Annotated in this window: 17 protein-coding genes; all 17 read right to left on the bottom strand. The window is 67.9% G+C overall.

The annotated features are described in order from the left end of the window. Positions 1-501 precede the first annotated feature (501 nt). Positions 502-1,083 (bottom strand): hypothetical protein, encoded by a 582-nt coding sequence (locus F464_RS30845; protein ID WP_157353556.1) that lies wholly within the window; start codon positions 1,081-1,083, stop codon positions 502-504. Between the two features lie 975 nt (positions 1,084-2,058). Next, complete coding sequence (locus tag F464_RS30840) at positions 2,059-2,517, bottom strand: hypothetical protein (protein WP_157353555.1); 459 nt, start codon at positions 2,515-2,517, stop codon at positions 2,059-2,061. A gap of 103 nt (positions 2,518-2,620) precedes the next feature. After that, positions 2,621-2,926: a hypothetical protein gene (locus tag F464_RS30835; RefSeq protein WP_157353554.1), complete on the bottom strand. Its 306-nt coding sequence runs from the start codon at positions 2,924-2,926 to the stop codon at positions 2,621-2,623. Between the two features lie 248 nt (positions 2,927-3,174). After that, a complete protein-coding gene (locus F464_RS0105510) occupies positions 3,175-3,780 on the bottom strand; it encodes a hypothetical protein (protein WP_018988790.1) in 606 nt (201 codons plus the stop codon). 256 nt (positions 3,781-4,036) lie between these two features. Beyond that, positions 4,037-4,426, bottom strand: a complete 390-nt coding sequence (locus F464_RS0105500) for a hypothetical protein (RefSeq protein ID WP_018988788.1) — start codon at positions 4,424-4,426, stop codon at positions 4,037-4,039. Between the two features lie 104 nt (positions 4,427-4,530). After that, entirely contained in the window at positions 4,531-5,733 is a 1,203-nt protein-coding gene (locus F464_RS29830) for an AAA family ATPase (RefSeq protein ID WP_018988786.1), read from the bottom strand. Between the two features lie 159 nt (positions 5,734-5,892). Further along, the gene (locus F464_RS0105485) at positions 5,893-6,192 is read right to left on the bottom strand and encodes a HigA family addiction module antitoxin (protein WP_018988785.1); all 300 of its coding nucleotides are present in this window, start codon (positions 6,190-6,192) and stop codon (positions 5,893-5,895) included. Between the two features lie 10 nt (positions 6,193-6,202). Beyond that, entirely contained in the window at positions 6,203-6,481 is a 279-nt protein-coding gene (locus F464_RS0105480; protein WP_018988784.1) for a type II toxin-antitoxin system RelE/ParE family toxin, read from the bottom strand. A 272-nt stretch (positions 6,482-6,753) separates the two neighbouring features. After that, the gene (locus tag F464_RS0105475; protein WP_018988783.1) at positions 6,754-10,155 is read right to left on the bottom strand and encodes an eCIS core domain-containing protein; all 3,402 of its coding nucleotides are present in this window, start codon (positions 10,153-10,155) and stop codon (positions 6,754-6,756) included. Further along, complete coding sequence (locus F464_RS0105470; RefSeq protein ID WP_018988782.1) at positions 10,136-12,484, bottom strand: eCIS core domain-containing protein; 2,349 nt, start codon at positions 12,482-12,484, stop codon at positions 10,136-10,138. The genes F464_RS0105475 and F464_RS0105470 overlap by 20 nt, the downstream gene beginning before the upstream one ends. Continuing rightward, a complete protein-coding gene (locus F464_RS0105465; RefSeq protein ID WP_018988781.1) occupies positions 12,481-14,514 on the bottom strand; it encodes an ATP-binding protein in 2,034 nt (677 codons plus the stop codon). The genes F464_RS0105470 and F464_RS0105465 overlap by 4 nt, the downstream gene beginning before the upstream one ends. A 15-nt stretch (positions 14,515-14,529) precedes the next feature. Then, a complete protein-coding gene (locus F464_RS0105460; RefSeq protein ID WP_018988780.1) occupies positions 14,530-16,125 on the bottom strand; it encodes a hypothetical protein in 1,596 nt (531 codons plus the stop codon). A gap of 142 nt (positions 16,126-16,267) precedes the next feature. Then, on the bottom strand, positions 16,268-18,172 hold the full coding sequence (locus F464_RS0105455; protein WP_018988779.1) for a hypothetical protein: 1,905 nt from the start codon (positions 18,170-18,172) through the stop codon (positions 16,268-16,270). A gap of 1 nt (position 18,173) precedes the next feature. Beyond that, positions 18,174-19,904 carry a hypothetical protein gene (locus tag F464_RS0105450; protein ID WP_018988778.1) on the bottom strand — a complete coding sequence of 577 codons (1,731 nt, stop codon included), beginning with the start codon at positions 19,902-19,904 and terminating at the stop codon, positions 18,174-18,176. 104 nt (positions 19,905-20,008) lie between these two features. Beyond that, a complete protein-coding gene (locus F464_RS0105445; protein WP_026295769.1) occupies positions 20,009-22,525 on the bottom strand; it encodes a coiled-coil domain-containing protein in 2,517 nt (838 codons plus the stop codon). 11 nt (positions 22,526-22,536) lie between these two features. Then, on the bottom strand, positions 22,537-23,475 hold the full coding sequence (locus F464_RS0105440) for a hypothetical protein (protein WP_018988777.1): 939 nt from the start codon (positions 23,473-23,475) through the stop codon (positions 22,537-22,539). Between the two features lie 21 nt (positions 23,476-23,496). Continuing rightward, positions 23,497-25,971, bottom strand: a complete 2,475-nt coding sequence (locus tag F464_RS0105435) for a phage tail protein (RefSeq protein ID WP_018988776.1) — start codon at positions 25,969-25,971, stop codon at positions 23,497-23,499. Between the last annotated feature and the right edge of the window lies 1 nt (position 25,972).

Below are 25,972 nucleotides of genomic sequence, written 5' to 3'. Positions count from 1 at the left end.
CGCGCGATCTCTGCCTGCGAACAGCCGCTGCGCATCAAGGCCGTCATGCTGTATCGTTCCTCTTGGGTGAGCTGGTGATACTTATGCATCGTTGCATCCTTTTTCTTGGCGGGAATTGGATGCAAGGAGTATCTCAGCTCTCCCTCCTATTTCGGGCGGCGTTGCGCTTACTTTGTGAATCCGCGCCTTGAAAAATAGCGCCTTCGCGGACCGCGCAAGGCGGCCCGTTCGGAGAGCGCTCCGCTTTCGGCCGGGTTAGACGAAATGCGCCAATGTTCTTGTTGACAATAGCAAAATTGGCCAGGCGCGATTTAATTTGTTCTCGACAGCATCGAACGGGTCACCGGACAGCGACGTGAAGCAAAGCCGCGGGGCCGGCCGCGCAAGCCCGCGGCTGAAGCGGCGGCGGCACAGCAGTAATTGTCGAAGAAAATGTGAGCCTGGCCCCTTTATTTGCGCCTTGGGGATTGCCAGACTTGTAGCTGGATGCAAGAAAGCGGATCAAAGAGATGAATTTTCTTGTGATTTGATCCAATCAATGCACTCGCTGGAATTCTTAAATTCATAGCCCAGTTCAATAAGCCCAGTCTCGGTGCCTGCGGCATGTGCTTTTAAGGCTATTATGTGAATATTATCCGGCAATTCGGATGAATCATCGGTCCAGAATTCGGCGAGGGTGCGTTCATTCTTTCGTAACCCCATCATCCAGTCTCTTTGCTCATTCCATATACTACCGCTACGCAATAAATCGAATTTTTTGCCTTGGCCATATTTTTGTGAAATGGCAGTTTCAATCTTCTCGAATTTATCTTTTAGTCCTTCGCCATACACACTCGTTGGAATGGCTTTACTCCATGCAACCACCTTGCACAACCCGTGCTTTGGAGTAATAAGGAGTTGATAATCATCGAAGTCTGAGTGGTCCTTTTGTAATGATGGGGTGCTGTACAAAAACGGCTTTACCTGTTTCAGCTTGATATTCTTGCTTAAGATATCGTATGACATCCCCATGTCGAGCCCTAGTGGGCCAGCTATCGCGCCTGTGGCAGAGATATTCACAAGTAGTGCAATCCAGAACTTCATAAAGAAAACTCCTTTGCGAATGGTCTAACGTCCAAGCTCAGGGGCGCTGCGCAGCTTTATCGCGCAGCGTCCCTTGGGGCAGTGTTAGGCGATAACGCACTGGTCGTCTGCATTATCCATTTGAATTTCAGTCCGGCCTTATTGTTCGAAAATATCACTAATTTCCGAATGTGCCTCAATATATTGAAGGTATCGCAATTCGTTCCCTTGGAGCGTATCCATAATACTTATAAAATAGGTTTTCCGACGCTCGAAACCAAGGTGCTCGAACAGGGTTCTGCACAGCTTTTGTGCAGCAACTATTTTGCCATTGAAGCTTAAATAACAGGCCATAGCAAACATATCCCTATAGAGCATTTGTTCTACGGCGGTCTGACTGCATTTTTCAATGATTTTGTCTAATTTCTCTAACTCAATTATTTGCATAATTCAATTTTTCTCTTGCGATTGGTTTTAAACTCACAAAAAATATATTTTTGAGAGCTTGCTCGGTCAGGCACAGACCGTGATCATCAAATAAACAACATTCTTTAGTTTTCTCTCTTGATTCTGTCGGTAGCCTCTTTCAGGTTTCGCAAGTCTTTGGCATTTTCTCCCAGCCATCGGTCTTGCTTGGACTCTTCGACTCTTCTTTGCGGTTCGGCGACAGTTTTCGCGCCACTATTGCTTTGACCACATGCGTTGACAACTAAGACCAGGAAGGGAATGAAAATTTGATGCTCTCATATCTTGCTCCTGAGAATGCGCGGCATGGAAGGCGATGCCGAAAACGCCTAACAGTGTAAGTCGGAAACCAGCGATATTGAGGTAGGCGGAATCTGTCTATCACTGCAATTGAATAATATGGGAACGACCACAATGTTCAGACGGAAAGAATCAAAAGGGGGTAGGCGCGATTTAATCAACGATATCCGGATGGCGCTGGAAGAAAATGTGAGCCTGGCCCCTTTAGACGCCTAGAGTTGAAACTGCGCCTCATTCAAACTCCGAAGGATCAGGTGGTGTTACCCGAAGATGGACTTCTGCGCAGGTGACCCAGAGAGCAACTTCGAATCTGTGACAAAGATTACCCAATTCGTTCGAATTTGGGACACGGCCAACGAAATCGACTATACGATCTGTAATTCCAGTTTCTGACAAGTTGTGCGCAATCTTATTTCGGAGCGTGTTCAACTTCTTTATTGCGGGCCAGAGCCAACGGTCTGTCCGATCGGTGCTGACTTCTTCAACAAGCGCTTCAGCCAAGCAAATTTGTTGGAGGGAAGTAAGTTCCGCTTTCTCGAGCGCGCTTGGGTTTGGTGTGCGATTCTTAATAAGGATGGAAATTTGTTCTTCGATCAATAGATGCCCCTTCAAGATCATAAGCGTCATATCGTCACCGATCGGAAGATGCTCCTTGAAGCGCTCGAATGTCCCAAAGATATCGGTTTCCATTGCGCAGGCTCCTGGGCGATGAGTGAGAGGGCTAACGCCTCACATCAGCCGACCGAAAAGCGCGCAGCGGTTTTTGGGTCGGCTGATGTGATTGTTAGCTGAATCAGTAATTGCTCAAAGCTGTCTCTGCCTCAATATCTTGATCTGCGCATGCTTTCACCATAGAAAATCCATATTGGCGCATTTGGCTCATGCAACGAGCAACAATTTTATTGTATTTGTCTGGGTATTTAGCTATGGCATTTACTGCTTCAATATCCTGATCGACACATGCCTTGACCATAGATGCTCCATATTTACCCATTTGGGAACGGCAGCGGTCGATGATTTCCTGTTTTATGTCGCTATCAGCAAATGAGGTGGCAGGAATAGTCACCATGATAGCCATGGCAAATAGAAGTTTTTTCATATACAGCTCCTTTTCGTGGTCTCGTTCAGCTAACAGTGTAGTAGTCGGAAACCGGCGATATTGAGGTAGGCGGAATCTGCCTATCACTGCAATTGAGTAATATGGGAACGACCACAATGTTCAGACGGGAAGAGTCAGCAGCTGCGTCCGATCGCGAATTTAAGGCGCTATTCTCCGCCGAAAGGATAGCCCGCGTGTCAGCGTATGTCCGTGGAGTATTTACGGACCTACGATGAATTGCCGCATCTTCAAAAAATCCTCTCCCCCAACTGCCTCACCATTGCCACCGGATCCACGTCCGGCACCTCGAACTCGAGATCGTCGAGCGAGACGTCGAAGGGTTCGCCTTCGCGGTAGGTGACCGGAAAGCGCACACCGAATTCGAGGCCTGAACCCAATTCGTAGGCGGCGAGTTCGAAGCGTTCGTCGTAGAGGCTGGCGCCGAGGACCGTGACGGCGACGTAGCCGGAGACGTCGAAGCGGAAGCTGGGCTGGGCGTGGAGGGCGGCTTCGGCGTCGATGGCGAGGCCTTGGGAGGGCATCCAGTCGATATGCACGCTGGCTTCGGCGGCGCCGGAGATGCCCAACGTGCCGCCGATTTCGAGGCCGCCGGTGGCGCTGGCGCCGGTGATGCCGAGGCCGACGCCGGCGCGGGCGGCGAGGCGCAGGCCGGCCTCGGCGGGGACGTTGAGGTGGGCGTCGCCGGTGACGTGGGTGTTTTCTTCGTGCGAGGGGTTGTATTCGATGCCGACGCGCAACTGGTCGAGCGCGCCGGGGCCGATGCTGGCGTTGGCGCTGAGGTTGCCGCCGACTTCGGCGACGACGCCGGGGATGATGGGGATCTGCGTCGACATGCCGAACAGGCGTTTGTCGTATTCGAGCTTGGAGAAGATCTCGAGCGAGCTGGGCAGGGCGATTTCGCCGTTGGGGTCGAGGCGCAGGCCCGCGGTGCCCTGCAGCCAGGGGGCGATCTGGATGGTGGCGGAGCCGCTGCCGTAGACGACGATGGGGGCGTCGCAGGAAATGGGGACAGGGGACAGACCACGATTTCGCAGCCCTATTCTGGCGAAAATAGTGGTCTGTTCGCTATTCCCCCACGGCGAGACACGATCACCTGCCTTCGTAACTGCGGATCAGTTCGTTCAGGTTCGCGATTCGCCGCCGCGCCTCTTCGAGGAGTACCCGAGGCCAGTGCGGAGCGTAATGGTCGGCCTCGAAGAGATTGTTCGGTATGAGGTTTTCGATGGCCCGCTTGCATTCGCCGGTCGAGGCGGGCACCGGGCGGCCGAGAATCGAGAGCAGCAAGCCTTCCAGGCACGGATCGGCGACTATCCATCTGACCCACCTGTCGGTTCTCAGCTTCGTCTGGTAGGACGGCTTCGGCGGTTCGTCGGCCTCGGTGAATGCAAGTCCGACGTCGAAGTCCTTGTGGCGTCTCTCCCCGTACAGGGTGTCGACGACGTTATTACCGCCCTTGCCGCGCGCCGACTTTACCGTCACCTTCGGTCGTTCTGCATGATCCTAGAGCTTGCGAAGATGCAGCAGAAAGGCCGCATCCCGTTTCCCCTCGCACACGATCAGCAGCGTCCTGCGAACCGGGCGCTTCACCATGTTGCCTCGCAGTCTTCGCTGAGATCACGGGGCACTGCGCCATAGGCGCCGGAGCGGTACTTTGCCGCGTGGTTGTCGCGCGATTGAATTCCCTGCATGTCGCACAGCCGCCAGGCGGTGCTCTCGCACTCACGTTTCTCGACCAGCACGGTTGTCCAGCGGTTGAGCAGGTTCATGACCCAGTCAGCGTGTGTCGTGAATACCAGCTGCGCCTGTTTGGGGTTGGTCTCCGGATTGATGAAGAGATCGAGCAGCATTTCGACCATGTCGGGATGCAGGTCCGATTCGATCTCGTCCATCACGCATACGCCACCTTCGTGCAGTACCTGGAGCAGGACGCTCAACTGCGCGAACAGCCCCACCGTGCCGCTCGATTCGACCACCATGGGCAACTCGGCGCTCTTCTCGCCCCGACGATGAGTGACGATCGCCTCCCACGTTTCCCGCTCGTCACCGGCCACCCTGGTCGACACATATTTCACGTCCGCTACGCCCAGATCCCAGCGGCGCAGCACTTCGAGCATGTCGCCATGCAGCCTGGGGTCATGGCGGTAAGCGTCGATTGCCGCCCACATGCCAACCAGCAGAGGAACGCGACCGGCAAAGCCGAATTCGTTGGTCTGATACCGTTTGAAGTAGCTTGCGATGCGCCGTGCTTCCGGCACTTCATGTCGCGCCAGCCAGGAGACGAACGAGATCCGTTCGGGCACGTTCCTGAATCGGCTGCCGAGGCCGGTGATCTTGTAGGTCTTGCCTGAAAGTTCCCTCTCAAACACCCGGCTGAAGAGCTGGCTCGTCCGGATGCGCAGACGCTCACGGATGATCTGCTGTTCGTTCGCTTCGATCTCGTAACGATAAACCGCCGGTGTGGCACTGCCTTCATCGGCGGGGAGTTCGAACTGCAGCGCGACGCGAACCGGTTTGTCTCTGCAGAAAAAATGCGCTTTGAATGGCAGGAGAGTGCTTTCCGGCCAGTTGAAAGACTCGGAGATGAAGTCCGCCGTCCGTGACAGCGCACGGATGAGGTTGGTCTTGCCCGCCGCATTGGGGCCGAAAACGCCGACAAGCTTGCTGAGTCGTACGCCGGACGGCGAGGTCGCGACCGAGTAGTCGTCGACGATTTTGCCGGGAGTGAAGTCGATGCGCGTCGGCGCAACAAAGCTCGTGAAGTTCTCGACTTCGAACCAGTGGATCATCGCTACTCTCCGTCTAATTTTACGAAAACTGCGAAGTTATGCAGTTTTCTAAAAATTATAGAGGGGAAAGCGCGCTTTGTGTCGACGGGGCCCTGCGATGTTGCACGTTGATGTGGCACCCGTTTGAACGAGGTTCCCGATCCGGGGGACGTTTCGCTGTCACGCTGCCTTCTGTTGTGCCGGTTCCACGCAGGGCAGCTTTCCGCCATGCCGCGCCTGCCACAAATCGTACGCGATCTGCATACGTAGCCAAACATCGGCGGTCGGGCCGGCCAGCCATTGTTCGAGGCGCAGCGCGAGATCCGGCGATATTGGTGCGCGCCCGTGCAATACCCGGGAAAGCTGGACACGCGAGACGCCCAGTTGGCGGGCGGCTTCGGATACCGTCAGACCGAGTTCGGGCAGGACGTCCTCGCGCAGGGTTTCACCAGGGTGGGGCGGATTGTGCATCTGGGCCATGCTGAGCACCTCAGTGATAGTCCTGGTAATCGACGAGCACGGCATGCTCGCCCTCGAATGCGAAGGTGAGGCGCCAGTTTCCGCTGACTGACAGAGCCCAATGACCGTTCAGCTTGCCTGTCAGTGGATGCAGCTTCCAACCGGGCACATCCATGTCGTTGGGCTGAGTTGCCTCATTTAGCAGCGCCAGTTGCCGGGCCAGTCGGTTGGCGTGCGTGGCGGCGATGCCGGCCTTGCTGCCTGTCCTGAAGAAAGCTTCAACTCCCTTGTGGCGGAAGCTCTTTATCATTGGTTGTATCGTAGTTTGTTACAACGAATCGGGCAAGCTGATGTGGGGAGGTGTTTGCTTCGAGCGACATTCGCAGAGGGTGAGGCTCGACGAACGGTTGTATCTGATTGCCGGACTAATGGTCGGTCGAACGAGTCGGCGCTTGCGCGAGAGGTCGGATTGGCGGGATGCGCTGGGCTCCTCCCGCCCTACCGGACGACTACTGGACACGATATCGCGCAAGTCGATGTATGGCAAATGCGTACCGCCATCTTTTCCGTGGTTGCACGCGTTTAGAAAATCCTCTCCCCCAACTGCCTCACCATCGCCGCCGGATCCACATCCGGCACCTCGAATTCCAGATCGTCGAGCGACACGTCGAAGGGTTCGCCTTCGCGGTAGGTGACCGGGAAGCGCACGCCGAATTCGAGGCCGGAGCCGAGTTCGTAGGCGGCGAGTTCGAAGCGTTCGTCGTAGAGGCTGGCGCCCAGCACCGTGACGGCGACGTAGCCGGAGACGTCGAAGCGGAAGCTGGGCTGGGCGTGGAGCGAGGCTTCGGCGTCGATGGCGAGGCCCTGGGAGGGCATCCAGTCGATGTGCACGCTGGCTTCCGCCGCGCCGGAGATGCCGAGGGCGCCGCCGATTTCGAGGCCGCCGGTGGCGCTGGCGCCGGTGATGCCGAGGCCGACGCCGGCGCGGGCGCCTAGTCTCAATCCGGCCTGGGCGGGGACGTTGAGGTGGGCGTCGCCGGTGACGTGGGTGTTTTCCTCGTGCGAGGGGTTGTATTCGATGCCGACGCGCAGCTGGTCGAGGGCGCCGGGGCCGATGCTGGCGTTGGCGCTGAGGTTGCCGCCGACTTCGGCGACGACGCCGGGGATGATGGGGATCTGGGTCGACATGCCGAACAGGCGCTTGTCGTATTCGAGCTTGGAGAAGATCTCGAGCGAGCTGGGCAGGGCGATTTCGCCGGAGACGGTGATCTCGCCGTTGGGGTCGAGGCGCAGGCCGGCGGTGCCTTGCAGCCAGGGGGCGATCTGGATGGTGGCGGAGCCGCTGCCGTAGACGATGATGGGGGCGTCGGGGCCGCTCGGCGGGCCGCCGGGGTTGCCGTCCGCGCCGATGCTGCGGTTGGTGGCGCCGACGGTGATCTGGCCGGAGAGCATGCCGCGTGCGAAGGCGCCGCTGAACTGGGCGTCGAAGGCGCCGTCGTCGTAGGTGACGGTGAGCTGCGAGTCGAAGCCGGGGATGGCGGGTTGGGCGGTGCCGCTGGCGGAGACTTTCCAGTCGCCGTCGGTCTGTTCGGCCTGGACGTGGACGGAGCCGGAGCGGATCGCGGGGTTGGCGGTGAGGGCGACGTCGCCGGCGATGTTGAGACCGTTGTCGCCTTGGGTGATGGCGATGGAGGCGGCGCTGACGCCGGGCACGGAGAGTTCGGCGCTGCCGTTGAAGGCCCAGCGGCCTTCGTTGACGCTGACCGTCGCCGTGGCGCTCTTGATGCCGCGGATCTTGTCGGGGGTGTCGATGCCGATGGTGCCTTCGGCGCCGAACTGGCCGTTGCGCCACCAGGCGCTGACGCGGGCGCGGTCGAAGAGCGAGCGTTCGAAGGTGAAGCCGCCTTCGAAGGCGACGCCGCCGGTGGTCGACACCGAGGCGGCGAGTTCGCCGCTGCCGGCGCCTTCGATGGAGTAGATGACCTGGCCGCCGAGGCCCAGGCCGCGCGCGGTGGAGTAGAAGACGCTTACGTAGGCGTCGTCGATGGTGGTGCGCGGGATCGGCAGGTTGATCTGCTCGGGGCGGTAGTCGAGCGAGAAGGAGAGGTCCTTGCCGCGCAGGCGCACGGTGATCGGCGCGTTGAGGAGCGGGATGGAGGGGGTCAGCTCGCCGTCGGCAGAGAGTTCGCCGTCTTCGGTGGTGATGGTGGTGAAGCTGACCGGGCTGAGCTTGCTGTATTCGAGGTTGAGCGTGGGTAGCGCCGAGGGGTAGCCGCGGTATTCGCCGTCGCCGGTGAGCGAGATGGTGACAGCGGGGTTGGCGGGCTGCCAGTCGGCGGGGAGGTCCCATTCGGCGGAGAGCGAGCCGACCGGGCCTTCCGGGTTGCCGGTGTTGTCGGTGAGGTTGATCGCGGTGATGCGCAGGCCGGCGAGCGCGCGTGCCTGTGTCGCGCCGATCGCCGGTGCCGCGCCGGGGCTGTGGCGGAAACGGCCGACGGTGATGCCGCCGGGGCCGGCGGTGAGGATGAATTCCCCGGCGGTGCCTGCCGTATCGCCGTCCTCGGCGGCGTTGGGCGGGCTGGCGGTGGCGAGCGGCTGGGCGTCCTCGATCTCGGTCTTGGTCCACCACGCGGAGGCACCCGCGGCGGAGCCTCCGCCGGTGGCGGCGGCGCTGGTGAATACGACGTCGTGCTGGCGCAGGAAGCGGCCGCGGTCGGGCTTCGGGTCGAAGGTGTCGAGGAAGGCGTCGACCTTGCGATAGATGCCGCTGCGGATGGTGCCGCCGGAGCTGCTGTTCGATGGCTGGTCGAGGAGCTCCATGTTCTCGACGCTGTTGCCGACGCCCGAGCCCATCTGGCCGGAGACCTGCAGCTCGACGATGTGGTCGACCTGGAACTGCGCGACCTTGCGGCCGCTGCGGTCCCAGCCGGGGATGCGCAGCATTGTCTGCAGCTCGGACAGGCGCTTGGAGGTGAGGCGCGCGCCGCGGTGGGGCTTGAGGCGGATGCGGCCGTTGGCGTCGGCGGGCACGGGGATGTTGCGTTCGCCCAGGCGTGCGCGGATGGCGTCGGCGCCGACCTGGACCTGGCTGTTCCACACCGAGCGCTGGTCGGCGCCCTCGCGGCCGTAGCCGCGCACGCGCTTGAGGTTGCCGGCGCCGGCGAGGCTGCTGTAGAGGGGCAGGTGGCGCGATTTCACGGCGGGGATCTCGAGCCGTTCGAGGGCGGTGAGGGCCGCGGCGGTGCGATCGGTCTCGTGGAAGCGGGCGTTCATCGCCGGTTCGATCGCGCGCGCAAGGACTGGCGCGGCCTGGCCGTCCTGCTGCACGACGTGGGTCAGTTCGTGCGCGAGTAGGTGACGGCCGTCCTCGGTGTCGGGCGCGAAGGCGTCGGGGGTGAGGTAGATGTCGCGCCCGGAGGTGAAGGCGCGCGCGCCCAGTGCGGCGGTGAGGCGGGCGGCCTCGGCGTCGGTGTGGACGCGCACATCGGCGAAGTCGCGGCCGAAGTGGCCTTCGAGCGGGGCGCGGGCATCCTGCGACAGGGGTTCGCCGCGGCCGCGGCGTTCGGCGATGCGGCCGGCGGCGTAGGCGGGGAGGAGGGAAGCAGATGAGGCCGCGGTAGCGCCGCCGCCCGTCGGGGTGGAGGGGGATGCGGCCGCAGCGTCGGTCGCGGAGGGGGCGGCGTCGGTTTCGCCGGATGCCGGGGCGGGCGGCGGAGTGGCCGCGGTCGGCGTGGGGTCGGGCGTGCTCGCGGGGGCGGCCGCGGCGGCGTGTGCCTCGGCTTCGCGTTCGATGCCTTCGCCGGGTTGGCTGACGCGGACGGGGGGGCTGGCGTAGGCGGGCAGCGCCGGGGGCGGGGCGGGGGCTGCGGCCGGACTCGTGCCCGCTGCCGTCGCGCCCCCGCTGCTGCGGGTAGCCGCGTGCGGGGCAGGCGGCGCCGGCTTCTCGCTCGGCCGGCGCGCGAATTTAGGCGACGGCGCTTCCATTGTCGCTGCCCGGTGTGGCGCCCGGCGGCGGGGTGCCCGGGTTCGTGCCGGGGGCCGGGGCGTTCGGCAGGTTCCAGTCGCCCTTGGGCGAGGGGGCGCCGCATTCCATCGCGACCTGCCACTTGGGCTTGTGCAGGCCCAGCGACCACGGTGCCTGCGCGGTGACGGTGGTGAGCGCGTTGTGGAAGGGGGCGTAGTGCTGGGGACGGATCTCGTTGCCGCCCGACATGATGCCGCCGTTGTGTTCGCGGATCGAGCCCGGCAGATGGCCGCCGCTGGCGTCGGTCATGGCCTTGACCATCGCGTCGTGCGCGGTCGGGTCGCCGATGTTGGTGCCGGTCGAGGTGTATTCGTCGCCGAGGCCCAGCGCGTGGCCCCATTCGTGCAGCGCGCCGATCTGCCGCTGGCCGCCGTCGACGAGGAGGTCGACGCGCCGGTCCTTGGGTTTGTTCTTGTCGAGCGGGTCGGCCTCGGCGGCGCCGCGCGCGGCGACGTGCACGCGCGTCGGCACGTTGGCGAAGCCGTTGGCCGTGAGGAAGTCGCGCACGGCATTGGCGCGGGACTCGGACAGCGTCTGGTTGTGGCTGGCGGTGCCGGAGCCGCTGGTGTGGCCGACGATGTCGACGCGGATTTCCTGATGCGCGGCGTTGGCGACGGCGCCGTTGTATTTGGCGATGAAGTTGGTGAGCGTGGTCTGCGCGGTGGCGTCGAGCACCGGGGAGTCGTGCGCGAATTCGACCGATTCGCGCAGGGTGTCGTAGAAGTTGGGTTCCAGGCCGGTCTTCGACAACTTCATGGTCTGGTCGCGCGGATCTGCGTCGGCGCCGCGGTTGGTGGAATCGACGGTGCCGAAACTGGTGAGGTCTTCGCCCGAGGGCATCTTGTAGACACGCGTGAGCATGTGGTCGCTGGCGGCCTGGGCGCGCTTGCCGACGTCGAGCTTGACCGCGACGCTGGCGCCGAGCCAGTTCCAGCGCGGCTTGTTGAGGAAGAAGCTGTGCTTGCCGCTCCAGCCGCTTTCGATGAGCGTCTTCAGGTCGTCGATCCAGGGCTGCTGCTCGGCGTTGTTCCACTGGTAGGCGGCGAGTGTCGTGGCACGCTGCGCGGCGTCGGGAATGCCGTTGATGCGCGTGGCGAGCGCGGTGAGTTCGGGCGTGCCGCCGAGCAGCGGGTTGGGCGCGGCGACGCCGCCGGCGGTGACGAGGAGGTCTTCGAACTGCACCGCGACGCCTTGTTTGATGTCGAGCACGCCTTCGCCCTCGACCGGGTCGGGCTTGTACTGGGCGTCGAAGCCGCCGCGGCCGCCTGCGCCGACCATGGCCTGCGCGGCGGCCGGGTAGGGGCCGGCCTTGGCCCACTTCTCGGCCTCGCCAAGTTCCTTGTTGCACGCTGCCATCGGGTCGGCGGGGGCGCCGCCGCCGCCGAAGAGGTCGTCCCACCAGCTGCGCTGCAGCTTGGGCGCGGCGCTCTGCGGCCCGCCGGCCGCGGCCTGCTGGCCGACGTGGGTGAGTTCGTGGGCGAGGAGTTCGAGGCCGGCGTCGCTCTCGGGGGCGTAGCTGCCGGCGGAGAAATAAACGTCGTTGCCGACGGTGAAGGCGCGCGCGTGCATCTCGGCGCACATCGCGTCGGCTTCGGCGTCGGTGTGGATGCGCACGGCGGAGAGTTCGCGGCCGAGCTGGGCTTCGAGCTTCGCGCGCAGTTCGGGGTCGAGGGGCGCGCCCTGGCCCTTGCGGGCGGCGACGCGCTGTTCGGTTCCGGCGGGCGCCGTCTGGCCGGCGAGGGCGTCGGCGCCGCCTGGGGCGGTCTTGGGGGTGTCCGCGGATTTTTCGGTGCCGGGGGCGGAGGCGGCCTTGTCCCCTCCGCCGACCGTGGTGGCGGCGGTTTTCTCCTCTTCGCCCGTCGCGGCGGCGCGCAGCAGCCTGGGTGCGAGGACTTCCTTCTTCGGCGGGGTGATCGCGGGTTCGAGGCTGCCGCGCGGAGCGGCGCCGCTGCAGGCGGAACACTTGGCGCCGGAGCCGGCGTCCTGCGGCGTGCGCAGCGCACGGCGGACTTCGCCGGCGACCTGGTCGGCTTCCTTCTCGGCGGGGTCGTCGGGGTGGCTGACGGCGAGCTTGGCCTGCAGGTAGCCGGGGGTGCCGGGGCGCTTTTCCTGTGGCGTGCCGCCCTGGTTAGCCGCTTCGGGCGCTTGCTGGTTGGCGCCGGCGGCCTGGTCGGAGGGGGTCTTGCCGGCGGGCTCCTTCTGCCCGCCGGGTTTGGCGTCGGGGGCGGCGGCCGGTGCCTGCTTCTCCGGCGCGGTCTTGCGGCGCAGGCCGGGGGCGAGGCTGCTCATGTTCCGCCCCGCGCGTGCATCAGCTGGGGTGGCGGGGTGCGGCCGATCTTGCGGTATTCCTCGATCAGCGCGGCGACGAGCTGCTCGGCGGCGATCGGGTGGGTGGCGTCGCCGTCGTGCGGGGCGGCGGGGTCCAGTGCGGCGGCCTGCAGCACGGCGTTGCGGATGTGGCCGCCGGGCAATGTGCAGTAGCTCGCGAGCTGGCGGCACAGGGCGGCGTCGGGGGATCGCTGCCCCAGGTGCGATTGCCAGATGCGCAGGCGTTCCGCCACGCCCGGCGGTGGAAACTCGATGATGGCGTCGAAGCGGCGGGTGAAGGCGCTGTCGATGCGGCCGCGGCTGTTACTGGTTAGGACCACGATGCCCGGATGCTGTTCGATGCGCGTGAGCAGGAAGTTGGTGAGCATGTTGGCGTAGCGTTCGCCGGTCTCCTTGCCTTCGCCGCGGCGGCCGAAGAGGGCGTCGGCCTCGTCGATGAGCAGAAGCACGTCGAGTGCGGCGGCTTCGTCGAGGAGGCGGCCGAGGTTCTTTTCGGATTCGCCGATGTACTTGTTCATGACCGCGGAGAGGTCGACGCGGAAGAGCGGCGCGCCGAGCAGGGTCGCCAGGCGGCTCGCGGCCAGCGTCTTGCCGGCACCGCTTTCGCCGCAGAACAGCGCGCGCACGCCCGGCGCGGGTTCGGCGAGGCTCGCGCCGAGGCCGTCCGAAAGGGATTCGCGCTGGCGGCAGCGGGCGACGAGGGCGTCGAAGCGTTCGAGGAGGTCGTCGGGCAGCACCAGGCCGTCGGGGCCGATTTCGCGCGTGACCGGCTGCGCGAGCTGGCGCAGGCGTTCGCTGCCGAAACCGGCGCGCGCGCGGCGCAGGTGGGCGAGGCCGGGGGCTTCGCCGCGCACCTGGGCGTCGAGACGCACGCGTTCGGCGAGCGTGTGCACGGTGGGCCCGTCTAGCAGCGCGTGGCCGGCGAATTCGCGCAAGCGGGTTTCCAGCTGGCCGTCGTCGGAGCTTTGATCGTTGGCGGCGAGTGCGCAGCGCCAGGCGTGGCGGCGTTCCTGCGTCGTGAGCGGCGGCAGGTCGATCTCGACCAGCGCGGGGGCTTCGATCGCGCCGTCGCGGCCGGTGACGAGGATCAGCGGCACGGCGAGCGCGGGGTGTTCGGGCAGCACGTGGCGTTCGCCGGGGCCGAGTTCCAGCGCGAGCACGGGCAGCCAGCCGGCGTAGCGGCAGGCGGCGGCCAGCGCGGGCTGGCGGGACCAGGTGGCGGCTTCCATGTGCAGCGGCGGGCGGCCCGCTGCGGCGGCCAGGCGCGCGGCGGCGGCGAGCCCGGCAGCGCGCGCGCCGCGGAACACGACGTGGCGGGTGGCACCCGTGCGCAGCAGGGTTGCGAGCGAGGGCAGCTGTTCGCAGAAGCTTTGCGGCAGCACGGCGTCGCTGACCGGCAGCGGGGCGGTGTCGCGCCACGCGCTGGTGTCGCCGCACAGCAGCGCCCACAGTTCGGGCGCGACGGCCAGCGTGCGGGTGGGCATGGGGCCGTCGCCGACCACGTCGAGTACGCCGGCGCGCACGAGGCGGTGGTTGGGTAGTGCGAGTGGCGGCAGTTGGGCGCCGAACAGGGCGTCGCTGGCGGCGGCGACGAGGTGCAGGCCGGGGCGCAGCGCGCCGGGGGACTGGAGTTCGGCGAGCGCGAGGTTGAGCAGGTAGCTCGATTCGTTCTCGCCGCACAGCGCGAGCGCGAACCATTCGTGCAGCTGCAGCTTCAGGTCTGCGAGCAGGCGCCCGAGCGGGCCGCGCAATTCGGGGGCGACGCAGGCGAGGGCGGCGCACGCGGCGTGCCAGTCGTCGCGCGGGGTGTCGAGCAGGGTCGCGAGATCGTCGCCGCCCTGGCTGGCGGCGAGGGCGTCGAACACCGCGGAGGGGGCGCCGAAGCTCAGGCGCGCGAAGTGCGCAATGCCGGCGTGGACGAAGGCGCGCGACAGGCGGGTGCCGTCGGGCGGTGTGTCGGTGCCGGGTTGATGGGTGGCGGGCGCGTTCATCGCGTGAAACCTCAGCTAGTCGTAGTGGAAGCGCACGACGCGGCCGAGCCAGGGCAGCCAGCCGGGGTCGAGGTCGAGGCCGGTGCGGCGGATGTCGAGGTGCACGTCGGCGAGGCGCAGCTGCACGTCGAGATGGCTCGCGGTGGCGCGCACGTGCGCGGGGCGCTCGGCGAGCGCGGCGGCGAGGGCGGCCTCGCCGTAGTGGCGCAGCGCGGCGTGGCGGACCAGGGCGGGGTCGGCGCCGGCGGGCAGGGTGTCGAGCGCGGCGGCGGGGTCGTCGGTGGCGTCGAGGGCGCAGGCGTCGGCGAGGAAGGCGGCGAGCGGGGCGTCGGGGGCGAAGTCGAGCCGGCGGGCGAGACGCACGAGTTCGCGCCAGCCGGAATGGGGCTCGGCGAGCGTCGCGCGCCAGTCGCGCAGGGCCGGCAGGTTGAGTACGTTGAGCAGGAAGAAGAAACCGCCGCCGCGGGTGCGGAAATCGTGCTCCGCGGCGGGCGGAAGGACCGCGGGCGAAGCCGCGGTGGAGGAGACTCGATCGAGGTCCGGGTGGGGCGATGCGTTTTCGGTCGCGCGTCCGTTATCTTGTCGAGCCGCCGTTGCCGTGGGGCGAGCTGCGGTGGCTCCCCGGGATACGTCATCGGGCGGCGGACGGGTTGCCGGCGCGCCGGTTTCGGTCGCGGCGGTTGCGGAGTTGCGTATGTGGCCGGAGGCGGCGTCCGTCGTCGTGCCCGGTTCGCCCGAGGTCGCCGTTGCGGGTTCAATGGCAGGGCGTACGAAGCGTGTGGCCGTGGCGCGGAGGGTTTCGACGGCTGCGGTGCCGGCGAGCGTCGCGGGAGCCTGTGTCCATAGTGCGAGGACGGCTTGCAGCACGACGCGCGGGTCGGAGGGGGGGAGATCGTCGGGCAGCGATCGTAGGGCGGATGAGTCGAAGGCCGTACTTGGCCACTGCGCCGCCGTATGGAGCGTCGATGGCGGCGGCGAAGGTTCCCCGGTTTCACGGATCGACATGCGGCGGAAGGCGCTTCGCATTTCCGCCCTACGTTCATGGGTGGTCGGATCGAGTGCGGCTGAGATGGCGCTTTGCCAGCCGGTCGCGTTGCCGACGGCATACAGGACGGTGCTTGCGGCGGGGGCGTCCAGCGTGCGCCACAGCGCGGGGAGGTTATCGCGCAACGCAGGGCGGGCGAGCAGGGCCGGGAGCGCGAGGGCGTCCTCGGCCAGCAGTTCGGCGAGCGCCTGCGCCGCCGGGCGGGCGAGCAGGGCGGCGCGGTGGCGCCACAGCCAGCGGCGCGCGGCGGTGCCGGTGAGGAGGTCGCGCACGAGGCAGGCGCGGTAGTCGAGGGCATCGCGGAAGCGCACCGCGTCGGCGCTGTCGGCGGCGGGGCTCCAGGGGTCGGCGGCGTGGCGGGCGAGCTGTGCGGTGGCGGCGGCGGCGCGGGCGGGCAGCTCGGTGGCGATGCCGCCGACGGCGACGCGGCGCACCACGAGGATGGCGTCGTCGGCCGCCCAGTGGGCGCGGGCGAGCGTCGTCGGCAGCTGCCTGCGGGCGTGCTCGACGGCGGAGTCGGTGCCGCGCAGCACGACGCGGCCGATGTGGAGGTCGGCGGCGTTCATGGGGTGATCCGATCCTCTGAACCCGTGCCTTTCCCGTAGGGCGGGTGCAAGCCGCCATTCCTGCGGTCGAGGGGGCTCGCGGCGCCGAATGGCGGGATGCGCTGCGTTCCTCCCGCCCTACGGTTCGTGGTTCTCATGGCGCTTAGCCCCGGTTCAGGCCGCTGATGCGCAGCGCGGTGTTGAGGACTGCGCCGGGGTTGCGCTCGACTTCGGGGTCGAGGATGGTGGCGACCGAGGCGACAGTGCCCTGGTCGTCGTGGTCGTCGACGCGCAGGGTCGCGATGACGCGCTGGCTGTCGTCGAAGAGCTGCAGCAGGGTGCCGGGGGCGGCTTCGCGGTTGAGCGTGAGGCGCAGCGCTTCGCCGATGCGGAAGCGCCCCGGGAGGATCTTGAGGGTGCCCTGGATGAGCTGTCGCGGGTCGTCGCTGGCGGCGAGCAGCAGGCAGGCGCGCACGAGGTTGCGCATCGCGGTGCGGGCGACGCCGGAGGCGTCCGTGTCGAGCTGGCGGAACCACCAGGCGACGAGTTCGACGAGCGTGCGTATGCCGTTGAAGTCGCGCTCCTCGGCTTCGGCGAGGCTGGGCCAGCGTTCGGGCGTCTCGACGGCGAGGCGGTTGGCTTCGGCGGCCGCGGCCCAGTTGAGACGGATCGACGGGGCGATGGTGCGCAGGCGCGCGAGGATGCAGCCGGCGGCGGCGTCGAGGCGCTGGTGCAGCGCGCGTGCGGGGTCGCGCAGCAACGGCGAGGGGATCGCGAGGAGGTCGTCGAGCGCGAGGATCGCGCTGCCCTGGCGCTGCAGTTCGCTGAGCGCGCCAGCGTTGAAGGGGCGGGCGGCGACTTCGCGCACGAGGGCGTGGTTCTGCTGCACGAGGCTGGTGAGCACGGGAGTGTCGGCCGCGAGGGCGCGGTTGAGGCGCAGCGCGAGCTTCTGGCGGCGCGTGTCGACCAGGCCGGCGAGGATCGCGCGCCCCGGCAGCAGATGGCCGAGCGGGCGCAGGTTCGCCCAGTCGCCGGCGGGGATGTCGAACACCGCCTCCATGAAGGGCGCGAGCGCGGTGGGGAGCGCCGTGTCGCGGTTGGCGCAGCCGGGCACGAGGTCGTCGGGGGAGCTCGGGCGCAGGTCGAGCGGGTCGGGGAGCGTCCGGCCTAGCGGGGTCTCGCGCACCTTCACGTAGAAGAGGCCGCGGTGGCTTTCGATGACGCGTTTGCGCGCGGCCCAGGCGGCTTCGATCTCGCGCCAGTGCTCGGCCAGCAGGCGCTGGGCGACGGCGTAGTCGTCGAGGGCTTCGACGCGTTCGCGTTCGCGCACGTCGAGGCTACGGATCTCGCCGGGGATGTCGGTTTCGAGTGCGGCGAGGCGCGCGCGCAGGTCTTCGAGGGCCTGCTGATGGCGGCGGCGCAGCGTGGTCAGCGCGCCGCGCAGGGCCTCGATCTTGCGGATGTCGTCGGCGACGACCTTGCCGGCGGAGAACAGCGCGGATTCGTCGTTGTGCGGGGTGCCGTCGGGGCCGGCGTCGCCCGGACGCGGGATTACGAGGTCGAGCTTCGGGCGCAGCAGGAAGCCGTCGGTATTGTGGAGATCCGGCGCGACGAGCAGGCGGAAGGCCGGTGCCTGCTTGTCGTCGTCGATGACGCCCAGGCGGCGCAGTTCCTCGGGCTTCATGTAGTCGTCGAGGAAGTCGCACAGGCGGTCGATCAGCGACTTCGCCTGGTTCTGGCGCGCGTTGGCCCGGTCGCGCAGGTCGAGGAGGTCGCGGCGCACGTTCACGAAGCTGTCGCGGATCAGCTCGACGTGCGACAGCATGCCCTTGCCGGTGGTCGGCGCCTTGCTGAACACCGGCTCGGTGAGGGGTTCCTTGGGCTGCGCCTCGAATTGCAGGGCGCCGAGGGCGGCCAGCGTGCCGGCGGAGATCGTCGGCTCCATCTGCACGGCGCCGGCGAGGTTCAGATTGCCCGCCGTCGCGTTGATCAGGGGGGAGTCGGCGATGAGCTTCACCTCGGTGAATTCCGCGGTGTTGGTCGTGAAGCGGTTGAGGAAGTCGCTCATCTCAGTTCTCCGGCGTGGTCGCGACCTTGGGTACGAAGTTCGCCTTGGTCGTCCAGCGCACGAGTTTTGCGCCCAGGCCGTCGCCCGGCACGCCGCCGGCGAGTGCGCTGAAGGACACGGTCAGGGCATCGAGCTGCTGGCGCTGCAGGCCGAGGAAGTCGTTGACCTCTTCGAGCAGGCGGAAGCTCTTGTCGAGCGCGGCTTCGAGGTGGCGGATGTCGGCACGCAGGTCCTCGCGCTGGCGGAAGAGGCCGTTGTCCCCGGGCTGCGTGTCCTCGACGACGTCGTAGTCCTCCGGCGCGGGGTGCGGCTCGGCGAGGTGGCTTGCGTAGGGTTCGGGCAGGTTCGGGGTGCCGACCGCTGCGGCGACGTGGGTCAGCATGACGGGCGCCGCCGGTGGCAGCGTGCGTGCGCGGTCGATGACGAGTTTCATGCGGTACTGGTCGGGGTCGGGCGGCGTCTTCGTGATCAGCAGCGGCGCGCGCAGGGCCTGTAGTTGCTGCGCGGTGAGGCCGTGGAAGAGCGCGAACCATTGCTGCTTCCACGCCTGGTAGGCGCGGGTCGCGGCCTCGGCGCGGCGGAAGAGTTCGTCCTCGAGTTTCGTGTCGCGCTGCGGCAGGTCGAAGAGGTCGCGGCGGTAGTCGAGGTCGGGGATCGCGAGCAGCAGGCGGATGCGTTCGCCCAGCCCGTGGATGAGGTCCACGGTGCCGCGCGACAGCTCGTCGGCGACGACGCCTTCGATCGTGTTCGCGGGGACCGGCGCGAGTTCGACCTGCAGGTCGGCGGGCAGGAAGGCGAGCGTTGGCGTCTTGCCGGCAGGGTCGCGCAGCAGAGCCGCGGGGAGCGGGCCGGCGGCGGGCAGGTAGTCGAGGCCCAGCAGTTCGCTGAGCGTCTGCGTCGGCACGTTCGGCAGCGGCGCGGGGTGCTCGCGCTGCCAGGCTTCGAGGGCCGCGACGGTTTGGGCAAGGAGCGTGTGGGCGGCGGCTCCGGGTTCGGCGAGGAGCCTGCCGGCGCGCGGGTCGAACCACACCGGCAGCTTGCCGACGACCTTCACGAGGCCCAGCGGCACGGCGCCACTGTCGGTGCGGAAGGGGGACTCGCGCAGCAGGCGTGCGCCGATGCGGTTCGCGGCACGCCGTTGCGGCATCGCCATGAGCCGCGGGCTGCCGGAGATGCGCTGCAGACCCAGCAGGCATACGGTCTCGATGCGGCGCTCGCGCAGCGGATCGGGTTCGGTGCGGGTGCAGGGTTCCTGGTCGGTCGGGTCGTCGATCGGTTCGACGGCGCTGCGGATCGTGACGAGGAAGAGGCCGTCGCGCAGCGGCGTGTCCTGGTCGCGCTCGGCCTGCGCGGCGAGATCGGGCCAGGCCTGGTCGAGCGGGTAGAAGAGGCGGATGAGCTGCCCGGCTGCGCCCACGGCGAGGCCCGGCTGCACGCGCACGCGCGTGTCGGCGCCGCTGCCGAAGAAGGTGCAGGGCAGGCCTTCGACGATGCCCGGTTCGAGGCTTGCGAGGAGCGGCGCGACGCGGTCGTCGACGTAGGCCTGCAGGCGCTCGAATTCGCGCTCGCCGAGCGCGCGGCCCGGGAAAAGGTTGAGGCGGCGCGGGTCGTCGGGGCGCTTTTCGGGTTCGTGCAGGCGGATCTCCACCGGCACGCGCGGCAGCAGCGTCAGCGCCGGGCGCAGGGACAGCGCGGCGAGCAGGCTGGGCGAGAGGAAGGACGGGGTGGCCATGATTGCTCAACGCCTCCTGTTGATTTGCAGCCGCAGCGGGGTGATCGCGTCTCGGGCGGTGGCGGCGGGACTGCATCCCGCCCTACGGCGCTTTCCCATGTTCATCACCCGGCGACCTGCTTCCACAGCTCCAGATGCGTGCCGGAGAGTCCTAAGTTCGGGCCTTCCTCGAGGAAGAACTTGGCGAGGTCGAGGTCGCCGGCCGCGTCGAGGAAGCGGTCGCGCAGCTTCTCGAACACGCCGAGGTCGAAGCGCGCGAGCGCGGGCATGGTCGGCCACAGCGCGGGGTCGAGGCGGCGGTCGGCGAGGCCGACGATCTGCACCGCGGCGATGCGTGCGCGGTCGTTGCCGCCGATCATCGTGTCGGCGGTGGTGGCGGCCTTGATGCCCGAGTCGCCGGCGCCGCGGGCGCGCGCGAGAATGGCGAGCGTGAGTTCGGTGGCGAGGTCGCTGGTTTGCGCCGCTTCGAGCTTGAGCTTCTCGATTGTCGCGTTGGCGTTCGCAAGCTGGGTTTCGAGCTCCGCGACGCGGGCGCGCAGGCCTGCGAGCTCGTTGTTGGCGGCAGCGAGCGCATTCTGCAGTTCGGCGATGCGCGCGAGTGCGGTGGCTTCCCGGGCGAGGCTGGCGTCGAGCTTCGCGCGCGTGTCGGCGAGTTCCGCTCGGGTGGTTTCCAGCGTGGCGCGGGTCGCGTCGAGTTCGGCTTTCAGCTTGGCGATCTCGTCGCGCGCGGCCTGCAGGTCGGCGTCGGTGCCGCCGGCCGCTTCGAGCTTCGCAAGCGCGTCCTTCAGTTCGGCTTCGAGCTGGGTGATGCGCCGCTGCGCCTCGTTGAGTTGCGCGGTGAGCGTGGTCCGCTCCTGCTCCAGCGCGGCGGACTTGGTGCGCTCGGCGTCGAGCGCTGCGGCGAGCTCCTCGATGCGCTGCTTGAGGGTCTCGTCGATGGGCGAGCTGGTCGTCTTCAGGCGTTCGATCTCGGCGCGCGCGGCGTCGAGCTCGGCCTTCAGCGCGTCGATGCGGTCGCTGGCGGCTTCGAGCGCGTTGGCGAGGATCGTGGCATTGCGGTCGTCGGCCTTGAGGGTCTCGATCTCCTTCTGCGCCGCGGCGAGCGCGAGCTTGAGGCGCTCGATCTCGGCCTGCGCGTCGGCGGGGGTGCCGGAACCGCCGGCTGCTGCGAGGGCTTTTTCCAGTTCGGCGATGCGCAGCTTCAGGCGCGCGATCTCGGCTTCGAGCGCGGCGCGCGCCTCCTCGGCGGCGTCGACGTCCTCCAGCGCCGCATCGAGCTGTTCTTCCAGCGCCGCGGCGTCGGGCGGCAGCGCCGAGCCGGGCGGCGGCAGCGTCATGCCCAGCGCGAGCACGACGGCGCTCACCGCCGTCTCCGCGGTGCGCGGCGGGCGGCGCACGTACATCAGCTCGGCAGGATTCACGTCGGCCCAGATCGCGCGCCACACGTCGGCGTCGGTGTCGATGCGGTGGATCGGCGCCTGCGGCAGGATGCGCAGCGCGAGACGGTCGAGGCGCGCGAGCCGGCCGAGCGCGCGCGGCACGACTTCGGCCGGGGCTTCGAGCTGACGGGCGCGCAGCGCGAAGGCGGTGTCGCTCATCGGCACCAGCACCATCACGTCGCAGTCGGCGTCGCGTTCGAGGTCGATCGGCGCGAGGTGGGCGGAGTCGGCGAGGACCGCGGCGAGTTCCGAGCGGCGCACCGGCGCGATGCTGACTTCGTAGTCCTTGGGGAAGTACTGCTGGCGTCCGCCGATCGGGTCGATGCAGTCCTGCGGCAGCGGGCCCCACGGCGGGAGCACGCGGAAGTACTGGCTCGCCGCGAAGGCGCCGCGCAGGCCGGCGCTCTGGCGCGTGCTGAGCACCGTCTGCATCAGCTCCTGGTAGTGGACCGCGAGATCCTGCTGGATCGCATTGGGGGTATTCAGCGCGCGTTGCGGGCGGCGCAGCAGCCCCCGGTCTATCCACAGGATGCGGCCGCGTTCGACGGCGATCAGGCCCAGCGCGACGGCGTCGTCGGAGGGCAGCGCGAGGCGGTCGCCGCCGGACAGCAGCTCGCGCGCGAGGGTCGCGCGCACCGCGATCTCGTCCTGGCGCGGCAGCGGGAGCGGCAGCGGCATCAGGCGCAGCTCGACGCCTTCGGCCCACGCGGCGACATGCGGGCGGCGTGGCGCGGCGAGGTCCTTGGGGAAGGCTTCGGCGACGCCATCGACGACCTCGGCGTGGGTCAGCGCCAGCGCGTACAGGCCGCGCGCGTAGCTGCGGAAGCGGCCGTCGTTGAGCGTCGCGATCAGGCCGCTGTTGAGGAGGTCTATCGTCAGCGCCTGGTTGGAGAGCTGCAGCACACGCCCCGACGGCGCGATCGCGATGCCCGGCGTGACCTGCAGGAGGTGACCAGACTGCAGGTTGACGTCGAGCCCGCGCACGATGCCGGCGCCGAAGACCTGGCCGAGTTCCAGCAGGCGCTCGTCGAGGTAGATCTGGTCGCGATTGAGGTCCGAGGCCTTCAGCAGCTGGCCGTCGAAGTAGTTCGTGCGCGACAGCAGCGGGTCGATGCTGGAGATGCGCTCGCCGGCCGCGTTGGTCGTGCCGATCCGGAGCGGAGTGAAACGGATGTTGGCCATGGCGGTTCCCTTTATGCGCGGATCAGCCGGGCGAGCGCGGCGGCGTTGAAGAGGAAGGGGCGCACGAGGTTGTCGACCTCGATGCGGCGCGGATTGACGATCAGGTCCGGCTCGGGCGCGGGGGGCGTCAGGCGGATCGCGATGCGCGCGAGCAGCGTGCGCGCGAGCTGGGCGGGATCGGTGAGGAAGGCCTGGCGCGCGACCAGCGACTGGTTGTCGTCGCCGAGCGAATGCAGCAGACGCGCGCCGAGTTCGAGCTGGCTGCGTGCGGCGCCGTCCGCGGCTTCGACTTGGGCGCGCTCGCGCTCGCCGAGCTTCGCCTCGATCTCGCCGTAGGCCTTGATGCGGGAGTGCGCGGCGAAGAGGTGTTCGTCTGCGGGAACATCATCGGGGCGTTCGGCGACGAGCTCGAACAGCACGCAGTCGGCGACGCGGCTGGGCTGGACGGGGTCGGTGCCGGCATTGACCTCGGTCGCGAGCACCGGCTGCAGGCCGCTCGCGCAGTCCTGGTAGCGCATCGTGACCTTGAGCCACAACAGGTTGTCGGCCACGGCATAGCCGTCGCGGATCAGCGCGCCCCACAGTTCCTCGTCCTCGTGCTGGGCGGTGAGCCAGGCGCCGAGGTCGACGCAGTAGGGTTCGGCGACGCTGATCTCGCGTCCCAGGCCGTCGACGCCGACGCCGGGGCTCACGACGAGGCGCACGCGCACGTTGTCGGTGTCGTTGCCGGGATCCTCGGCGCGGATGCTCACGCGCAGGCCCGCGACGGTGCCGGCGCCGTGCAGCCAGTAGCCGTGGCGCGTTGCGCGGCGGCGGAAGTAATCCTGTTCGGCACGCGTCGCCTCCAGCCCCAGCAGCATGCCGGGTTCGTAGCTCACGCGTTTCAGCGCTTCCTCGAAGCGGCCGTCGCCGGCGAGGCTGGTGTCGCAGTTGTCGTCGGGCTCGCTCATGCCCTTCTCCTTGGTTGTCCTTTACGGTGCTTCACGGGCGGTCGCGTCGATAGTGACGGCGTGCTCGGGGTCGAGCGCGACCGGGTTGTGCAGCAGGTCGCCGCGGCCCAGGCGGGTGCGGTCGAGCACCACGCGCCGGGGCGGCGGCTGGGTTTCCAGCCAGGTGTCGATGCCCAAGAGCGGCGACAGGCCCAGCACGAAGGGGTGCTCGCTCGTGCGGATCGCCCATTGCACGGTCGCCGGCACCAGCGAGGGCAGCGCATCGCGCACGACCGCCGCGAGGCCCTTCGCCGGCCCGTGCAGGATCACCGTCATGCGCCGCGCCGCCTCGTCGAAGAAGCGATCCACGACGGCGGCTTCTCCCTTGCGCTCGGCCACTTCCGGCGCGAACAGCGCGAGGAATTCGCGTGCCTGGTCGTCGGAGAGGATCAGGCTGTCGCCGACGATGCTGTTGCCGGAGAGACCCGTGCCGAGCGTCAGCGGATGGTCGCGGTCGTCCATGTCGATGCCGAGGATGGTCGCCATCGTGCGGCGCAGGCGGAAATGCTCGACCGGGATCACCGCGCCGCGCGCCACCGCGCCGTCGGTGAGGATGTCGAGCGCGAGCAGCAGCCCGCGATAGCTGCCGTGCGTCTGCTGCATCGCGCCCTGCGACGCGAGCCAGCGCCGGCGGCGCGCCTCGGGCCAGTGGCGCGGCAGCGTCGTGCCGAGCATGCCGGCGAGCCAGGGCAGGCGCTCGGCGGGCGTGGCGGCGGGTTCGAGCAGGATCTCGCTCGTGGCGATGCGGTCCTCGAGCGGCGTCAGCACGCCTTCGAAGCTCGCGAGCAGGCGTTCGCGCAGGTCGGCGCCGTTGGCGGCGATCGGGTCGGCATCCTCGAGCGGCAGCGGGCGTTCCTGCTGCTGGAAGTGGTCGGGCAGGTAATGCGTCTGCCACGAGAAGCGCGGGTAATACACCCGCAATGCGAAGATCGCCGGGCTGTGGCGGCCGTCGCCATGCATCGTGATGCGGAGGCGCAGGTAGCGTCCGCGCACCTCGCGCACCGCGCCGTTGCCGCGCTGGAGCAGCAGCTCGTACAGGCCGGCGTGGTCGGCGTGGTCCTCGCCCTGCGGCGCGCGCCCGGGGGCGAACGGGAGCTCCGACGCGCGCCGCGTGAGCACCGGCTGCGGCTGGGCGATCCACTCGTCGGGCAGGTCTGCGCGGTCGTCGCCCGCCTGCACGGCGAGCTCGATGCGGCAGCCGGGCGGGATGCAGGCGTCGAGGCACAGGCGGTCCCACAGCGTGTCGGGCATCGCCGAGTCGAGGATCTCGGTCAGCGTGACCGTGCCGCGCGCGGCGAAGTGCGCCTGCGCGAGGCGGTAGAGGCGGATCGGGCCGTCGGCGGTCAGCGTGCGCGGCTCGCCGTCGCGGTGGCGCACGAAGCGCACGGCGGCGGAGAGTGTGGCAGAAAAAGCGGCGGCCTCGGAGCGGCGCGGCCAGCGTTCGGCGAGGAGCTCGGCGGGGGCGTCGTCCTCGTCCTCATGGTCGGCCTCGTCGGGAAGCGCGAGCAGCGGGCAGTCGCGGCGCTGGCCGCGCTCCGCGCCTTCCTCGAAAGGCAGCAGGAGCAGGAAGCGGCCTTCGCCGATCGCGGCGATGTCGGTCGCGAGCGGCAGGTCGGCCGGCAGGCGATGCACGCGGAAGCCTTCGGTCGGGCCGGCGGCGAGCGGGCGGCTGAAGACCTGCACGCGCGGCGCATCGGGCGTGCTGGCGGTGGTTTCGCTCAGCACATAGAGGCGCTCGTCGTCGCCGGCGAGGCCCAGCAGTCCGCCGTGCGGCGGCAGGTCGATGTCCCACAGCAGACGCAGCGGGTCGGGGTTGGCCTGCAGCGGCTCGAAGCGCTCGGGGCGGCCGACGTAGGGTTGCGGCAGTGGCGCGCCGACGGCGAGGCCGAGGCGCGTCTCGCCGAGCAGCCACACGCGGTCTGCTCCCGTCGTGGCCTCGACCCACGCGCGGCGCGGCGCGAAGGGCAGCGTGCAGCGGGTCTGCCAGCGCCGGCGCAGATGGACCGCGGTGAGACCGTTGCCGACGCCGCCGTCGCTCCACGGCAGCGCGACGAGCCCGCTGCCGCCGAAGGCGAGGTCGGTGAAGCGCCCCTGTGGCGCATCGACCGGGTCGAGCACCAGCGCCTCAAGGTTGGGCGCACCGGTCTCGGCATCGTCGAGGGCGGCGAGCACGGGCTGCCATTCGTTTCGCGTCGCGGCGGGCCAGCCGAGCGCGCATTCGAAGCTTTGGCCGTCGGCGCTGAGGCGCCCGAGCTGGCCGTGGTCGTCGAGGATCAGGGGCGTCGCCGCGGCCAGCAGTTCGCGGGCGCGTGCCGACGGCATGTGCGGCAGGCGCGGCGCGTCCTGGCGCGTCAGCGTGAAGGCCCGCTGCTCGACGTCCCAGCTGCACTGACGGCTCGCGTTGCGGAAGTCCGACGTGCCGTCGAGGAGCAGGAAGCGGGTGCCGTTGCTGTTCATG

The sequence above is a fragment of the Aromatoleum toluclasticum ATCC 700605 genome (genome assembly GCF_000378245.1).
GTDB lineage: Bacteria > Pseudomonadota > Gammaproteobacteria > Burkholderiales > Rhodocyclaceae > Aromatoleum > Aromatoleum toluclasticum.
This window is presented reverse-complemented; position numbering and strand designations above follow the sequence as displayed.

Bases quoted from the DNA above. Each gene is read 5' to 3' on its own strand.
- F464_RS30840 (WP_157353555.1), bottom strand. From the start codon at position 2,517: ATGGAAACCGATATCTTTGGGACATTCGAGCGCTTCAAGGAGCATCTT.
- F464_RS0105440 (WP_018988777.1), bottom strand. From the start codon at position 23,475: ATGAGCGAGCCCGACGACAACTGCGACACCAGCCTCGCCGGCGACGGC.
- F464_RS0105465 (WP_018988781.1), bottom strand. From the start codon at position 14,514: ATGAACGCGCCCGCCACCCATCAACCCGGCACCGACACACCGCCCGAC.
- F464_RS29830 (WP_018988786.1), bottom strand. From the start codon at position 5,733: ATGATCCACTGGTTCGAAGTCGAGAACTTCACGAGCTTTGTTGCGCCG.
- F464_RS0105510 (WP_018988790.1), bottom strand. From the start codon at position 3,780: ATGTCGACGCAGATCCCCATCATCCCCGGCGTCGTCGCCGAAGTCGGC.
- F464_RS0105450 (WP_018988778.1), bottom strand. From the start codon at position 19,904: ATGGCCACCCCGTCCTTCCTCTCGCCCAGCCTGCTCGCCGCGCTGTCC.
- F464_RS0105470 (WP_018988782.1), bottom strand. From the start codon at position 12,484: ATGAGCAGCCTCGCCCCCGGCCTGCGCCGCAAGACCGCGCCGGAGAAG.
- F464_RS30835 (WP_157353554.1), bottom strand. From the start codon at position 2,926: ATGAAAAAACTTCTATTTGCCATGGCTATCATGGTGACTATTCCTGCC.
- F464_RS0105485 (WP_018988785.1), bottom strand. From the start codon at position 6,192: ATGGCCCAGATGCACAATCCGCCCCACCCTGGTGAAACCCTGCGCGAG.
- F464_RS0105445 (WP_026295769.1), bottom strand. From the start codon at position 22,525: ATGGCCAACATCCGTTTCACTCCGCTCCGGATCGGCACGACCAACGCG.
- F464_RS0105475 (WP_018988783.1), bottom strand. From the start codon at position 10,155: ATGGAAGCGCCGTCGCCTAAATTCGCGCGCCGGCCGAGCGAGAAGCCG.
- F464_RS30845 (WP_157353556.1), bottom strand. From the start codon at position 1,083: ATGAAGTTCTGGATTGCACTACTTGTGAATATCTCTGCCACAGGCGCG.
- F464_RS0105460 (WP_018988780.1), bottom strand. From the start codon at position 16,125: ATGAACGCCGCCGACCTCCACATCGGCCGCGTCGTGCTGCGCGGCACC.
- F464_RS0105455 (WP_018988779.1), bottom strand. From the start codon at position 18,172: ATGAGCGACTTCCTCAACCGCTTCACGACCAACACCGCGGAATTCACC.
- F464_RS0105435 (WP_018988776.1), bottom strand. From the start codon at position 25,971: ATGAACAGCAACGGCACCCGCTTCCTGCTCCTCGACGGCACGTCGGAC.
- F464_RS0105480 (WP_018988784.1), bottom strand. From the start codon at position 6,481: ATGATAAAGAGCTTCCGCCACAAGGGAGTTGAAGCTTTCTTCAGGACA.